Below are 15,054 nucleotides of genomic sequence, written 5' to 3'. Positions count from 1 at the left end.
TCCCGTCCGGTCAGCCCGCGGCCGGGGCCAGGTCCCGGGTGCGCGTCTCGATCGCCTTGCGCAGCTCCGCCACCACGGTGAGCACGTCCGCGTCGGCGAGCCCCGGGTGGATCGGCAGGCACAGGGTCTCGCCGGACGCCTGCTCGGTGCCCGGCAGCTCGGCGCCGGACTTGTAGGTGGGCACCTTGTGCAGCGGCGCGTAGCGGAAGGTCGTGTAGATGTCGGCGGCCAGCAGGTCGGAGGCGACCTGGTCGCGGATCCGCGCGTCCATCTGCACCCAGTAGAAGTAGTGCGAGGACTCGTGCCCGGCCGGCAGCGGCGGAGGCGTCCGCACGCCCTCGACACCGGCGAGTTCGCGGTCGTACAGGGCGACGATCTCCTTGCGCCGGCCGGTGAACTCCGGCAGCCGCCCGAGCTGCACCAGGCCGATCGCGGCCGTCAGGTCGTTGCCGATGACGCGCCGGCCCACCTCGGGGACCTCCAGCTCCCACCAGCGGTGCGAGACCTTCGCGTAGGCGAGGCCGGTGGCCTGCACGAGCCCGTGGTACGCGAGCCGGCGGGCCCGCTGCGCGCGCTCGGCGTCCCGTACGTAGAGCATCCCGCCGTCGCCCGTGACCAGCACCTTCGCGGCGTCGAAGCTCCACATGGCCAGGTCGCCGAAGGAGCCGGCGGCACGCCCGTCCACGCGGGAGTCCACCGAGCAGGCCGAGTCCTCGACCAGGGCGAGGCCCCGCTCCCGGCAGCGCTCGGCGATCTCCACGACGTCGCCCGGGCAGCCGCCGTAGTGCAGCACCACGACCGCCTTGGTGCGCGGCGTGACCGCGGCCTCGATGTGCTCCCAGGTGGGGTTCATCGTCCGCGGGTCGACGTCGCAGAAGACGGGCGTCGCGCCGGTGGAGACGATGGCGTTGGCGGCCGCGAGGAAGCTCATGGACGGGATGACGACCTCGTCGCCCTCGGCCAGGTCGAGGACCTCGAGCGCCAGGAACAGCCCGGCCGTACCGGAGTTGACGAACAGGACGTGCTCCGGGGCGACCCCGAGGCGCTCGGCGAACGCCGCCTCGAAGGCCTTCGTGCGCGGCCCGTGCCCGAGCCACTTGCTGTCGAACACCTCGGCCACGGCGGCGAGTTCCGCGTCACCGACCTGCGGCTGGAAGAGATTGATCATTTGGTAGTACCCCTGGGAGTCGATGTGGCGCGAAGTGGCACGGACGCGTGCGGTGGCGGGCGTACGGGGGTCAGGCCGCGGCGGCGAGCCGCTCGATCGCCCGCACCGCGTCGGCGGACGTGGGCAGCGCGGACACCTCGGCGGCCAGCTCCGCGGCCCGCTCGCGGTAGGAGGGGGTGGCCAGCATCTCGGCGCAGACGCGCGCGATGTTCTCGGCGCTGTCGTCGGCGGGGTCGATCATCGTCGCGGCCCCGTACGCGCTGAGCCGCGTCGAGTAGTCGACGCAGTAGGGCAGGTAGGGCACCAGCACCTGGGGGACGCCGTACGAGAGGTAGCCCATCGTCGTGTTGCCGCCCGCGTGGTGGACGACGAGGTCGCACGTCGGGGCCACCAGGTGCAGCGGGATCCAGCCGGCCCGCACGTGGTCCGGCAGCGGCCGCAGCTTCTCCGCGACCGCCTCGGGCGTGGCGATGAGCAGCTCTACGTCCAGCTTGCCGACCTTGTCGACCAGGCCGCTGAGGATGTCGAAGTCGGACTCCGGGGTGACCCGGCTGCCGGCCGACACCAGCACCCGCGGCCGGTCGCCCTTGGTGTACATCCACGGCTCGACCGGCATCTGGGTGGCGAACGGCACGTAGCGCATCATCTGCGCGGGCAACGCGTCGGAGGGCCGCAGGCTGGGCGGACAGATGTCGACGAACAGATCCGTGCGCGGCATCTCGTACATGCCGAGCCGCTCCAGCTCCGGGCCCAGCTCGGCGGCGGCCGCGAGGTCGATCGTGCGCGGCTCGCCCATGTCGATGGCCTGCTTCACGTACGGCACGCCCAGGTGCCCGGCGATCAGCGGCGCGGCGAAGGCGAGCGCCCCGCCCACGACGACGTCCGGACGCCAGTCCGCCACCAGGGACAGCAGGCCGTCCAGGCAGGCGGCGGCGTAGCGGCCGAACGTGCGCCCGTTGAAGATGTAGCGCTCGTGAAGATCCTCGGGGATGGGCACGCGGATGCCGCGCCGGTCGACGAGGTGATCCATCATCGGCACGTCGGAGACCGGGACGCCGGGGATCCCGGCGCCCGTGATGGTCGCCATCATGTTCTCGGGGGCGGCCATAAAGACCTCGTGCCCGGCGTTGCGGGCGGCCTGGGCCAGCGGGACGATGCCGAAGATCACCCCGGAGGTGCCTCCCGCAACAAAGAGAATCTTCATGCGGTCATCGTTGGAACCGGGCCTCGAACCCTGCTCGACGGCGGCTCGACGGGCCCGTTCCGCCGGGGTCCGGGGCCCGGGCGGAACGGCAGGGGACCCGCGGCCCGGGCGAGCGGCAAGGGGCCCTCGGCTGCCCGGGCGAGCGGCAAGGAGTCCGCGGCTCAGGCGAGCGGCTTGCGGACCGTGATCACCGAGTAGCCGAGCATGTCCCGCTCCAGCTTCGAGACCCGGCCGATCATCTCCTTGAACTCCTCGGCGAACTGCAGCCCGCCCTTCTCCACGACCTTGTCGTAGTTGTCCGCCACGAGCTGGTCGATCCGCGCCGCGGAGCGCCGCAGGTGCGCGGTCGCGTCGAAGTTCCGCTCGACGGCCAGCCCCGCCCCGGCGATCATCTCGACGTACTGGTCCGCGGTCGGCAGCGAGCCCACCGTGAAGCCCTCCAGCAGGACCTTGCGCCACTCCTCGTCCAGTTCGGCCGACTCGACGTAGTCGGACAGCACGAACACCCCGCCGGGCTTGAGCACCCGCGCGATCTCGCGCAGCGCGGCGGGCCGGTCGCCCAGGTACATCAGCGACTCCATCGCCCAGGCCGCGTCGAACTCGCCGTCCGCGTAGGGCAGTTCCGACACGTCCGCCAGCGCGAACCGCACCCGGTCCGCGAGGCCCGCCCCGGCCGCCGCCTCCGTGCCGGCCGCGACCTGCTCCGCGCTCACCGTGATGCCGGTGACCTCACCGCCACTGGCCTCGGCCAGCCGCAGCGCCGGGCGGCCCTGGCCGCAGCCGATGTCCAGGAGGTGCTGCCCGGACCGCAGCCCGACCTGCTCGATGAGGACGTCCGTGAGCCGGTCCTTCGGGTCGGTCTCCGGAGCCTCGTCGTCCCACCAGCCGATGTGCAGGTTCTGGCCCATGAAGATCTCCCAGAGCCAGCCCTTCTCGTCGTAGACCTCGCCGACCTCGTCCGGCGACAGGGCCTGCGCCTGCTGCTCCTGCGTCTGCTCCGCCATGGATCCTCAGCTCCTCGTCCTCATCGACCGCGACGGGGAGAGAAGTTGTCAACATTAGTTCGACGGTGACTCGAATCGGAGTCGAGCGCGGTCGACCACGTTGTCCCCGATCCTGTCTCCTTGCGAGAATTTCTGGGGAACCCATGAAAGCACTGGTCCTGTCCGGTGGCGAAGGTACGCGGCTGCGGCCCTTCACCTACTCGATGGCGAAACAACTGGTCCCAGTGGCGAACAAACCCGTCCTGGTGCACTGCCTGGAAAACCTGCGGGACATCGGCATCGAGGACGTGGGCGTCATCGTCGGCGGCCACGCGGCGCAGATCGAGGCCACGGTGGGAGACGGCTCTCAGCTCGGGCTGCGCCTCACCTACATCCGCCAGGAGGCCCCGCTCGGGCTCGCGCACTGCGTGGCCCTCGCCGCCGGCTTCCTCGGCGACGACGACTTCGTGATGTACCTGGGGGACAACGTCCTGGCCGACGGCATCGCCGAGGCCGCCGAGGCCTTCCGCGAGCGCCGCCCCGACGCCCAGGTGCTGGTCACCAAGGTGGAGGACCCGCGCCAGTACGGCGTGGCCGAGGTCGACGCCGACTCCAGGGTGCTCGCCCTCGTGGAGAAGCCGAGCGCGCCGCGCAGCGACCTCGCCGTCATCGGCGTGTACTTCTTCACCGCCGCCGTGCACGAGGCGGTGCGCGCCATCGAGCCCAGCGCCCGCGGCGAACTGGAGATCACCGACGCCATCCAGCACCTGGTGGACGCGGGCCGGACGGTCACCGCCCGCGAGTACGAGGGCTACTGGAAGGACACCGGCAAGATCGACGACCTGCTGGAGTGCAACCGGGAGATCCTCGACCGCATCGCCGGCACCGCCGCCGACCGCGAGGGCGCCGAGGTCGATGCGGAAAGCATTCTGCAGGGGCCCGTCGTCCTCGGGCCGGGCGCCCGCGTCGTCCGGTCCAGGCTCACCGGCCCGCTCGTGATCGGCGCCGGAAGCGTCATCACCGGCAGCAACGTCGGCCCGTACACGGCCGTGGGGCGCGACTGCGTCCTGGAGGACACCGGCGTCGAGGACTCCATCATCCTCGAGGGCGCCGCCATCAAGGACGTCCGCGACCTGCAGAGCTGCGTCATCGGCCGCTGGGCCCGGGTCCAGGCGCCCGTCACGGCCACATCGGGCAGCCGGCTGATCATCGGTGACCACACGCGCGCGGAGGTAATGGCATGAAGGTCCTCGTCACCGGCGGCGCCGGCTTCATCGGCTCGCACTACGTCCGCACCATGCTCTCCGGCGGCTACCGCGGCTACGAGGACGCGCACGTCACCGTCATCGACAAGCTCACCTACGCCGGCAACACGGACAACCTGCCGATGGACGACCCGCGGCTGACCTTCGTCCGCGGCGACGTCTGCAACCAGGACCTGCTGCGCCAGCTGCTCCCCGGCCACGACGCCGTCGTCCACTTCGCGGCCGAGTCCCACGTCGACCGCTCCGTCGACGGCGCGGTCGCCTTCGTCCACAGCAACGTCCTGGGCACCCAGAGCGTCCTCGACGCCTGTCTGTACACCGGCGTGGACAACGTGGTGCACGTGTCGACCGACGAGGTCTACGGATCCATCGCCACCGGCACGTGGACCGAGGAGTCGCCCCTGCTGCCCAACTCCCCGTACTCCGCGTCGAAGGCCGGCAGCGACCTCCTCGCCCGCGCCTACCACCGCACCCACAAGCTCAACGTGCGCATCACCCGGTGCTCCAACAACTACGGCACCCACCAGCACGTCGAAAAGCTCATCCCGCAGTTCGTCACCCGCCTCCTGCAGGGACAGCAGGTGCCGCTCTACGGCGAGGGCACCAACATCCGCGAGTGGCTGCACGTCGACGACCACTGCCGGGCCATCCAGCTCGTCCTCACGGCCGGCCGCGCGGGCGAGACGTACAACATCGGCGGCGCCACCGCCCTGACCAACCGCGAGATGACCGAGCGGCTGCTCGACCTGACCGGCCACGACTGGTCGAAGGTGCAGCACGTCCCGGACCGCAAGGGCCACGACTTCCGCTACGCGATCAACGACGACAAGATCCGCGCCGAGCTCGGCTACGCGCCGCAGTGGACGCTCGACGAGGGCCTGAAGCGCGTCGTCGGCTGGTACGTGGACCACCCGGAGTGGTGGAAGCCGCTGCTCGATGACTGAGAACGGACGGCTTGGCGGAATCCATGCCACCGCCTTCGAGTGCCGCTCGAGTGATCCTCGAGCGGCATCTGAAGGAGTGGCAGGACGGCACTCACCCCTGCAGCAGCCACAACCCTGGAGCACGTCCTGATGTCCGTCACGGAGGGGCACACCGGCCCGTCGTCGCCGTCCGCAGAGCCCGGCCCGCCGGGCCCGCCGCCGGGCCTGCCGGGCCCACCGGCCAAGGAGGTGCGCCGGCTGGACAGGGTGATCATCCGTTTCGCGGGTGACTCCGGGGACGGCATGCAGCTGACGGGTGACCGTTTCACTTCCGAGACCGCCTCGTTCGGCAACGACCTCTCCACCCTGCCGAACTTCCCCGCCGAGATCAGGGCTCCTGCCGGGACCCTGCCGGGCGTCTCCTCGTTCCAGCTGCACTTCGCCGACCACGACATCCTCACGCCGGGAGATGCCCCCGATGTGCTGGTGGCGATGAACCCGGCGGCACTGAAGGCGAACCTCGCGGACGTGCCCCGGGGCGGCGAGATCATCGTCAACACCGACGAATTCGCCAAACGGGCCATGGCCAAGGTCGGCTACGACACCAGCCCCCTCGACGACGGCACGCTGGATGCCTACAACGTCCATCCGGTGCCGCTGACGACGCTGACGATCGAAGCCCTCAAGGACTTCGGGCTGTCGCGGAAGGAGGCCGAGCGCAGCAAGAACATGTTCGCGCTGGGCCTGCTGTCGTGGATGTATCACCGGCCGACCGAGGGTACCGAGGCGTTCCTGCGGAAGAAGTTCGCGAAGAAGCCGCAGATCGCCGAGGCGAACGTGGCCGCGTTCCGGGCGGGCTGGAACTTCGGCGAGACGACGGAGGACTTCGCCGTCTCGTATGAGGTGGCTCCGGCGACGGCCGCGTTCCCGGCCGGTACGTACCGGAACATCTCCGGGAACCTGGCCCTGTCCTACGGCCTGATCGCCGCCGCCCGGCAGGCCGACCTGCCGCTGTATCTGGGCTCGTACCCGATCACCCCGGCCTCCGACATCCTGCACGAACTCTCCCGGCACAAGAACTTCGGTGTGCGGACGTTCCAGGCCGAGGACGAGATCGCCGGCATCGGCGCCGCCCTCGGTGCAGCGTTCGGTGGTGCGCTGGCGGTGACGACGACGTCGGGGCCGGGTGTGGCGCTGAAGTCGGAGACGATCGGGCTCGCGGTGTCCTTGGAGCTGCCGCTGCTGATCGTCGACATCCAGCGCGGCGGCCCCTCCACCGGCCTGCCGACGAAGACCGAGCAGGCGGATCTGCTGCAGGCGATGTACGGGCGCAACGGCGAAGCGCCGGTGCCCATCGTCGCCCCGAAAACCCCCGCGGACTGCTTCGACGCGGCCCTGGATGCGGCCCGGATCGCCCTGGCCTACCGCACCCCCGTCTTCCTGCTCTCCGACGGCTACCTCGCCAATGGTTCGGAGCCGTGGCGGATCCCCGAGGCGGATGAACTGCCGGATCTTCGGGTGCAGTTCGCCACCGGCCCCAACCACACGCTCGCCGACGGCACGGAGGTGTTCTGGCCGTACAAGCGTGACCCGCAGACCCTGGCCCGCCCGTGGGCCGTCCCGGGCACACCGGGACTGGAACACCGCATCGGCGGGATCGAGAAGCAGGACGGCACGGGCAACATCTCCTACGACCCCGCCAACCACGACTTCATGGTCCGCACCCGCCAAGCCAAAACCGACGGTGTCGCGGTGCCGGACCTCACCGTCGACGACCCCTCCGGGCAGGCCCGCACCCTCGTCCTGGGCTGGGGCTCGACCTACGGACCGATCACCGCAGCCGTCCGCCGCGTCCGCGCGGAAGGCGGCCACGTCGCGCAGGCGCACCTGCGCCATCTCAACCCGTTCCCTGCCAATCTCGGGGACGTGCTCGCGACCTACGACACCGTCGTCGTGCCGGAGATGAACCTCGGCCAGCTCGCCACGCTCCTGCGGGCCCGCTACCTGGTCGACGTCCGCTCCTACACCCAGGTCAGCGGCATGCCGTTCAAGGCCGAGCAGCTCGCCACCGTGCTCAAGGAGGCCATCGATGACTGAGGCACTGAAGCTGGTGCCCAAGGCCGAAGCCCAGCAGTCCATGAAGGACTTCAAGTCCGATCAGGAAGTGCGCTGGTGCCCCGGCTGCGGCGACTACGCCATCCTCGCCGCGGTCCAGGGCTTCATGCCCCAACTCGGCCTCGCCAAAGAGAACATCGTCTTCGTCTCCGGCATCGGCTGCTCCTCCCGCTTCCCGTACTACATGAACACCTACGGGATGCACTCCATCCACGGACGCGCCCCCGCCATCGCCACCGGCCTCGCCACCAGCCGCCGCGACCTCTCCGTCTGGGTCGTCACCGGCGACGGCGACGCCCTCTCCATCGGCGGCAACCACCTCATCCACGCCCTCCGCCGCAACGTCAACCTCAAAATCCTGCTGTTCAACAACCGCATCTACGGCCTCACCAAGGGCCAGTACTCCCCCACCTCCGAGACGGGGAAGATCACCAAGTCCACGCCCATGGGCTCCCTGGACGCACCCTTCAACCCGGTCTCCCTCGCCCTCGGCGCCGAAGCATCCTTCGTCGCCCGGACCGTCGACTCCGACCGCAAGCACCTCACCGAAGTCCTGCAACAGGCCGCCGAACACCCCGGCACCGCCCTCGTCGAGATCTACCAGAACTGCAACATCTTCAACGACGGCGCCTTCGAACCGCTGAAGGACCGCGACCAGGCCAAGGAAGCCGTCATCCGCCTGGAACACGGCCAACCCATCCGCTTCGGCACGGACAACGACAAGGGCATCGTCCGCGACCCCGCCACCGGCGACCTGAAGGCCGTCACCATCACCCCCGGCAACGAGGCCGACGTCCTCGTCCACGACGCCCACTCCGCGTCCCCCACCACCGCCTTCGCCCTCTCCCGCCTCGCCGACCCCGACACCCTCCACCGCACCCCCATCGGCATCTTCCGCAGCACCCGCCGCCCCGTCTACGACACCCAGATGGCCGACCAGCTCGAAGCGGCCGTCGAGCAGTACGGCAAGGGCGACCTCACCAGCCTCCTCTCGGGCAACGACACCTGGACTGTCGTCGGTTAGCGCGAGAGCTCCCGGAGGGCGCTCCCATGAGCCGCCCGGCACCATCCACCCCCGTCATGTAGCTAAGGTTCCGCCGATGGCATCACCCACCCCGTCATCACCCGCCGCGTCCCCGCCCGCCTCACGCGGCCGGGCCGCCCTGGCCGTACTCCTGCTCGCGTCCACCCTCACCGTCATGGCGGGCACGATCCTCACCCCCGTCGTGGGCGTCATCCGCGGCGAGCTCGGGGTCAGCGGCACCGGTGCCGGTCTGATCCTCACCGCCCACGGCCTGTCCCTGGCGATCGCCAGCCCGCTCGTCGGCTGGACGATCGACCGCTGGGGGCTGAAGACGCCCCTGGTGGCCGGGCTCCTGCTGTACGGCGTCGCGGGCGGCGCCGGGCTGGTCACCACCTCGTACACGGCGCTGATAATCAGCCGCTTCGCGTTCGGCGTGGGCGCGGCCGCGGTCTTCGCCGGTACGACGGTGGCCCTGCTGGCTCTCTACGAAGGGCCGGAGCGGGACCGCGTGGCGGGGTGGCGCTCGGTCGCCATCAGCGTCGGGGGGATCATCTGGCCGCTGCTCGGCGGCGCGCTCGGCGGGATCTCCTGGCACGGCCCCTTCGCGATCTACCTGCTGGGCATCCCGGTCGGCATCGCGATGATGTTCACCCTGCCCAAGAGCCTGAACGCCAAGCGTCCCGGCGGCGGTGGCGGAACGATCACTCTGCTGCGCTCGCGCCCCCGTCTGCTGGGCCTGTACGCCCTGTCGCTCACCAGCTCGTTCCTGCTCTACGTCCTCGCCGTCTTCCTGCCCCAGCGGCTCGCGCAGCTCGGCGTCGAGACGCCGTTCCTGGTCGCGCTGTACACGACGAGCACCTCGGTCGCCGGCACCCTGGTCGGCCTGGCCTACGCGAAGATCAAGAAGAGCCTGGGCTACATCCGGCTGCTGCGGGTCTCCGTCGTCCTGTGGGTGGCCGCCTTCCTGGTCGCCGGGACCGCGGGCAACTCGGTGCTGATCGTCCTGGCCCCGGCGCTGTTCGGGCTCGGCATGGGCATGTCCGTGCCCGCGCTCGCCGTGATGATCGGCGAGACCGCGCCGCCCGCCCTGCGCGGCCAGGCCACGTCCCTGTCGGGCACGGCCAACTTCACCGGTCAGTTCGCCGCGCCGCTGGTGATCGGCCCGGCCGTCGGCGCGACGTCGATCGCCACCGGCTTCCGCATCGCCGGCGGCATCGCCGCGCTGTCGTTCCTGCTGCTGTTCCTCCTGAAGGACCCGGCCCCCGCCGCGGCTCCGTCCGCCGCACCCAAGGAGCCGGCGGACGAGGAGGGCACGGCGGCGCGCTGACCGGCGCCCGGCGCCCCGCCCCGGGCGCCCCTCCGGCCCGTCCGCAACCCCATTTCCGCGGACGGGCCGAAGTCTGGCCGGAATCGACCGATTGCCGTATCACGCCTGGTCACAGATTGATCAAAGGGTGAACTCTCCGCCGACAGAGCAATCTTTAGCCGGAAGCAGGCTTTTAGTTAGCGCTAAAGGTGGCATCCTCTATCTGGGAAGGCGCCCAAGGGCGCCGTGATTTCTGTTCCTGGGGGTAGGCATGGCGTGGCGTGACAGGCACGATCAAGGACGGACGGCCGATGCGGCCGGGGCCCGGCTCGCCCGCCACGCGACGGCATCCCTGGCGGGCCTCCTCGCCGAACGGGGCATGACGCGCAAGGACTTGGCGGACAGCATGGGCGTGTCCCCGGGCCGGGTGAGCCAAATCCTCTCCGGCGACGAAAATCTGACGATGCGTTCGCTGGCCGCCGTGGCCGATGCGCTCGACCTGAGGATGGAGATCTCCTTCTCCGATTCGCCTTCGGCCGAGCGCCAGGGGCCCGCGGCAGCACGCGCGTTGGCCAAGACCCACCACTGACTCAGCGCGCCGGGACCTCGGCGGCAGCTGCGTACAAGTGCTGCCGCCGTAGTGCCAGGATCTTCTTGTCGTCGCTGCGCTTGCCGTGGGCGTGCGCCAGCTCCAGCAGATACGCACAGAGGTGCTCGGCCTCGCCGAACGCCCGCAGCATCCGCCCGGCCTCCTGGGGCGTCCGCTCGCGCTGCTCGTCCTTGCAGGCCTTCTCGATCTCGGTCTCGAGGATGTCCGCCTGCTGCACCGCGGCCCGCACCTCCTCGTACCGGTCCCTGATCGAGGTCACCAGCCCGCTCTTGCCCTTGGGCGTGCGCCCGGGGACGTCCACGCGGGCCCTCAGGTGCCGCGCGACCCGGTCGGCGAAGACGTCGAGCTCCCAGCAGTTGTCGAAACCGCCGGTCATCCGGGCGCACCATTCGGCCCGGTCGGTCTGCAGGCGCAGCATCAGACTGTTGATCAGCAGCGAATGTCCCAGTGTGACAATCGCCATCACCGGATGCTCGGCCTGCTCGGTCCTCTTCTTGGGCACCAGCCCCGCCCCCGCCACGACGCCGACCGCCGCCGGCGGCACGCTGGAGGCGTGCGGTAACAGCAGGCCACTGGCCAGCGCGGCCATCGCGGAGGTCCACAGGACCACGGCGAGCGCCGAGGACACCGACCTGACCGTCCCCAGCAGCCGCCCCTGCCCGCGGAAGCGGTGGACGAGGCACACCCAGGTCACGGGCGCACAGACGGCGGCGGGCAGGATCCACTCCGAAAGAACGGACGTCTGGTTACCAGTCACCCCGCGTCCCCCTCCGGATCACACAGCGCCCTGGTGCGACTACAGAATGATGTTCCCACTCCGGTCACTACGGCGCGCCACGTTCCGGCCAAGCTCTTCCGGTTCAAGCCGGCGCAAAACGAGACAGACCCCTCAGAGTGACGTGAGTCACTCTGAGGGGTCTGTCCTCACTGTGCGCGAGGGGGGAGTTGAACCCCCACGCCCTTTCGGGCACTGGAACCTGAATCCAGCGCGTCTGCCTATTCCGCCACCCGCGCATGGGTGTCGTCCTCGGGCTTCCGAAGCTTTTCCGGGGGGCTTGCCCTTCCGGTTCTGCGCCGTTCGCCTTCCGACATCGAGAACATTAGCACGCCTTGGCGGGTGCCTTCACACTCGTTCTCCCCGGTCCGGGCCGCTGGGAGCCGTGCCGGGCCGCCGGGACCGGTGGGGACCCCGCCGGTTGCGGGACACTGGCTCCCGGCCGCCTCTACGATCCCTAATGAAGGGGACGGGAAGGGGCGCGCCGGGCAGGCCGGGGCGACACTCGTCACTCCTGGCCCCGAAGGGGAACCGGCCGTTTCCCCAACGCGTGGATACGATCAGTAAGCAGTATCAGGAACGACACCGAGCATCAGGAACGTCACTGAGGGAAGGAGGTGCCCCGTGGGAGTACTGAAGCGCTTCGAGCAGCGTCTCGAGGGTCTCGTGAACGGCACCTTCGCCAAGGTGTTCAAGTCCGAGGTGCAGCCGGTCGAGATCGCCGGCGCGCTGCAGCGCGAGTGCGACAACAACGCCACCATCTGGAACCGTGACCGCACCGTCGTCCCGAACGACTTCATCGTGGAGCTGAGCACCCCGGACTTCGAGCGGCTCAGCCCGTACTCGGGACAGCTCGGCGATGAGCTCTCCGGCATGGTCCGCGACTACGCCAAGCAGCAGCGGTACACCTTCATGGGGACCATCAAGGTCCACCTGGAGAAGGCGGACGACCTCGACACCGGGCTGTACCGGGTGCGCAGCCGCACCCTCGCCGCCAGCGAGTCGCAGGAGCACCAAGGCCAGCAGAGCGCACGCCCCGGTCCGGCGCGCCCGGGCGGCCCCGCCACGCACGGCGCGGGCTATCCGGCACCGCCGTCCGGGCTGCCGCCCATGCCCGCGTCGCCGCCGCCCTCCACGCCCCCGGGCCGGCCCGCGCCGCGCACGGGCGGCCAGGGTCCCGCGGCAGGCGTGCCCGGAGCCCAGACCCGGCGCTGGATCGAGATCAACGGCACCCGGCACCAGATCTCCCGACCCACCCTCGTGCTGGGCCGCAGCACCGAGGCGGACGTACGGATCGACGACCCCGGCGTCTCGCGCCGGCACTGCGAAATCCGCGTCGGCACCCCCGCGACCATTCAGGACCTGGGGTCGACCAACGGCATCGTGGTGGACGGACAGCACACCACTCGCGCTACGCTCCGCGACGGCTCACGGATCGTCGTGGGCAGCACCACCATCGTTTATCGGCAAGCCGAAGGGTGAAGCGGGGGCAATGTCAGAGCTGACCCTCACGGTCATGCGGTTGGGTTTCCTCGCCGTACTGTGGCTGTTCGTGATCGTGGCCGTACAGGTCATCCGCAGTGATCTCTTCGGCACCCGGGTCACCCAGCGTGGCTCCCGCCGGGGCGGTCCCGAGCGGCAGCCGCAGCGCGCGCAGGCCCAGACCGCGCCCCCGCAGCAGCGCCAGCAGCAGGCGGGCGGGCGCCGGGCCGACCGGCGCGCGGACCGGGGCCGCCGCGGCGCCCCCACCAAGCTCGTGGTCTCCGAGGGCTCCCTCACGGGCACCACGGTCGCCCTCCAGGGCCAGACCATCTCGCTGGGACGCGCCCACGACTCCACGATCGTGCTGGACGACGACTACGCCTCCAGCCGGCATGCCAGGATCTACCCCGACCGCGACGGCCAGTGGATCGTCGAGGACCTGGGTTCGACCAACGGCACGTATCTCGACCGCACGCGGCTGACCACCCCGACCCCGATCCCGCTCGGCGCGCCGATCCGCATCGGCAAGACCGTCATCGAGCTGCGGAAGTAGTAGGACCATGACGACCGGAGGGTGGGCAGCGTGGCTGGGAAGGGGCTGTACCCGGAGCCGACGGGCGAGGTGCGCATGAGTCTGTCACTGCGCTTCGCCGCCGGATCGCACAAGGGCATGATCCGGGAGGGCAACGAGGACTCCGGTTACGCCGGCCCGCGCCTGCTCGCCATCGCCGACGGCATGGGCGGCCAGGCCGCGGGCGAGGTCGCCAGCTCCGAGGTGATCTCCACCCTCGTCCAGCTCGACGACGACGTCCCCGGCTCGGACATCCTGACCTCCCTCGGCACCGCCGTGCAGCGCGCCAACGACCAGCTGCGCGTGATGGTCGAGGAGGACCCCCAGCTGGAGGGCATGGGCACGACCCTGACCGCCCTGCTGTGGACCGGCCAGCGGCTCGGCCTCGTGCACGTCGGCGACTCCCGCGCGTACCTGCTGCGCGACGGCGTCCTCACCCAGATCACCCAGGACCACACCTGGGTGCAGCGGCTGGTGGACGAGGGCCGGATCACCGAGGAGGAGGCCACCACCCACCCGCAGCGCTCCCTGCTGATGCGCGCGCTGGGCAGTGGCGACCACGTCGAGCCCGACCTCTCGATCCGCGAGGTCCGCGCGGGCGACCGCTATCTGATCTGCTCCGACGGCCTGTCCGGCGTCGTCAGCCACCAGACGATGGAGGAGACCCTCGCCAGCTACCAGGGCCCCCACGAGACGGTCCAGGAGCTGATCCAGCTCGCCCTGCGCGGCGGCGGTCCCGACAACATCACCTGCATCGTCGCCGACGTCCTCGACGTCGACGGCGGCGACACCCTCGCCCAGCAGCTCAACGACACGCCGGTGATCGTCGGCGCGGTCGCCGAGAACCAGCTGCAGATGGGCGTCGACGGCGCCATGCAGACCCCGGCCGGGCGGGCCGCCGAGCACGCCCGCGCCAACCGGCCCGCGCCGGTGCAGCAGCCCGGCGGCGCCTTCGGCCCGCCCGGCAGCGGCGACGGCGGCATGGGCGGCACACCGGACGGCTCGTTCGGCGCCTTCATGGACGAGGACTTCGTCAAGGAGCCCGGGCGCGGCCGGTGGCTCAAGCGGTCGCTGATCCTCGCCGTCGTCCTCGGCGTCGTCGCGGGCGGCCTCTACGGCGGCTACAGCTGGACCCAGACCCAGTACTACGTGGGCGCCAAGGACAACAACCACGTGGCGGTCTACCAGGGCATCAACCAGGACCTGGCGTGGGTCAGCCTGAGCAAGCTCTACCGGGACCACCCCGAGATCGAACTCAAGTACCTGCCCGTCGACCAGCGCAGCCGCGTCGAGGACACCATCGCCCTCGACAGCCGCGAGAAGGCGGAGCAGAAGGCCAAGGACCTCGCCCTGCTCGCCGGCGCCTGCAAGAAGGAAGACGAGCGGCGCAAGGCCGAGCAGCAGCAGCGGGAGAAGGAGAAGCAGAGCGGCGACCGGGCCGGCGGTGCCGTGGGCGACCTCCCCAAGGACCCCAAGGACCCGAAGACCGACGCCAAGCCGGGAGCCACCGGCCTCTCCGCCCAGGCAAGCCCGGTGCCCAGCCCGGTCCCCACCCTCACCGAGGAAGAGCAGAAGTTGGTCCCGCAGTGCAGCGCTCAGCAGTGAAGCCGTAGGGGGCCATCAACTCA

13 protein-coding genes and 1 tRNA gene are annotated in these 15,054 nt (G+C 70.5%); 9 read left to right on the top strand and 5 right to left on the bottom strand.

The window, feature by feature from the left end:
• Window positions 1-10 precede the first annotated feature (10 nt).
• The 3 genes from AS857_RS34180 to AS857_RS34170 all read right to left on the bottom strand — a co-directional run bounded on the left by AS857_RS34180 (window position 11) and on the right by AS857_RS34170 (window position 3,376).
• Window positions 11-1,168 (bottom strand): DegT/DnrJ/EryC1/StrS family aminotransferase, encoded by a 1,158-nt coding sequence (locus tag AS857_RS34180; RefSeq protein ID WP_058047362.1) that lies wholly within the window; start codon window positions 1,166-1,168, stop codon window positions 11-13.
• 70 nt (window positions 1,169-1,238) lie between these two features.
• A complete protein-coding gene (locus AS857_RS34175) occupies window positions 1,239-2,372 on the bottom strand; it encodes a nucleotide disphospho-sugar-binding domain-containing protein (protein ID WP_058047361.1) in 1,134 nt (377 codons plus the stop codon).
• 161 nt (window positions 2,373-2,533) lie between these two features.
• Window positions 2,534-3,376 (bottom strand): class I SAM-dependent methyltransferase, encoded by an 843-nt coding sequence (locus AS857_RS34170; protein ID WP_058047360.1) that lies wholly within the window; start codon window positions 3,374-3,376, stop codon window positions 2,534-2,536.
• Window positions 3,377-3,519: 143 nt separating this feature from the next.
• Between AS857_RS34170 and AS857_RS34165 the strand changes: the two genes are divergently transcribed.
• From AS857_RS34165 to AS857_RS34140, 6 genes are all read left to right on the top strand, one after another.
• A complete protein-coding gene (locus tag AS857_RS34165; RefSeq protein ID WP_058047359.1) occupies window positions 3,520-4,599 on the top strand; it encodes a glucose-1-phosphate thymidylyltransferase in 1,080 nt (359 codons plus the stop codon).
• The gene (gene rfbB / locus AS857_RS34160) at window positions 4,596-5,564 is read left to right on the top strand and encodes a dTDP-glucose 4,6-dehydratase (RefSeq protein WP_058047358.1); all 969 of its coding nucleotides are present in this window, start codon (window positions 4,596-4,598) and stop codon (window positions 5,562-5,564) included. Before AS857_RS34165 ends, rfbB begins: the two co-directional genes overlap by 4 nt.
• A gap of 129 nt (window positions 5,565-5,693) precedes the next feature.
• A complete protein-coding gene (locus AS857_RS34155) occupies window positions 5,694-7,640 on the top strand; it encodes a 2-oxoacid:acceptor oxidoreductase subunit alpha (protein WP_058047357.1) in 1,947 nt (648 codons plus the stop codon).
• A complete protein-coding gene (locus tag AS857_RS34150) occupies window positions 7,633-8,682 on the top strand; it encodes a 2-oxoacid:ferredoxin oxidoreductase subunit beta (protein WP_058047356.1) in 1,050 nt (349 codons plus the stop codon). Before AS857_RS34155 ends, AS857_RS34150 begins: the two co-directional genes overlap by 8 nt.
• Before the next feature lie 76 nt (window positions 8,683-8,758).
• The gene (locus AS857_RS34145; RefSeq protein WP_079110915.1) at window positions 8,759-10,009 is read left to right on the top strand and encodes an MFS transporter; all 1,251 of its coding nucleotides are present in this window, start codon (window positions 8,759-8,761) and stop codon (window positions 10,007-10,009) included.
• A 250-nt stretch (window positions 10,010-10,259) separates the two neighbouring features.
• Window positions 10,260-10,577: a helix-turn-helix domain-containing protein gene (locus tag AS857_RS34140; RefSeq protein ID WP_058047355.1), complete on the top strand. Its 318-nt coding sequence runs from the start codon at window positions 10,260-10,262 to the stop codon at window positions 10,575-10,577.
• 1 nt (window position 10,578) lies between these two features.
• Here the strand turns inward: AS857_RS34140 and AS857_RS34135 are convergent, their stop codons facing one another.
• Both AS857_RS34135 and AS857_RS34130 read right to left on the bottom strand, forming a co-directional pair.
• The gene (locus AS857_RS34135; RefSeq protein WP_144440921.1) at window positions 10,579-11,355 is read right to left on the bottom strand and encodes a PIN domain-containing protein; all 777 of its coding nucleotides are present in this window, start codon (window positions 11,353-11,355) and stop codon (window positions 10,579-10,581) included.
• A 173-nt stretch (window positions 11,356-11,528) separates the two neighbouring features.
• Window positions 11,529-11,612: transfer RNA gene (locus AS857_RS34130), tRNA-Leu, on the bottom strand.
• Window positions 11,613-11,997: 385 nt separating this feature from the next.
• On the opposite strand from AS857_RS34130, the gene AS857_RS34125 reads away from it, so the two are divergent.
• The 3 genes from AS857_RS34125 (at window position 11,998) to AS857_RS34115 (ending at window position 15,031) form a co-directional block, all read left to right on the top strand.
• Complete coding sequence (locus AS857_RS34125) at window positions 11,998-12,855, top strand: FhaA domain-containing protein (protein WP_058047353.1); 858 nt, start codon at window positions 11,998-12,000, stop codon at window positions 12,853-12,855.
• A 10-nt stretch (window positions 12,856-12,865) separates the two neighbouring features.
• The gene (locus tag AS857_RS34120; RefSeq protein ID WP_058047352.1) at window positions 12,866-13,408 is read left to right on the top strand and encodes an FHA domain-containing protein FhaB/FipA; all 543 of its coding nucleotides are present in this window, start codon (window positions 12,866-12,868) and stop codon (window positions 13,406-13,408) included.
• A gap of 75 nt (window positions 13,409-13,483) precedes the next feature.
• Window positions 13,484-15,031, top strand: coding sequence for a Stp1/IreP family PP2C-type Ser/Thr phosphatase (locus AS857_RS34115; RefSeq protein WP_079110942.1), 1,548 nt, complete (start codon window positions 13,484-13,486; stop codon window positions 15,029-15,031).
• Window positions 15,032-15,054 lie beyond the last annotated feature (23 nt).

This window comes from Streptomyces roseifaciens, assembly GCF_001445655.1.
Lineage (GTDB): Bacteria > Actinomycetota > Actinomycetes > Streptomycetales > Streptomycetaceae > Streptomyces > Streptomyces aureoversilis.
This window is presented reverse-complemented; position numbering and strand designations above follow the sequence as displayed.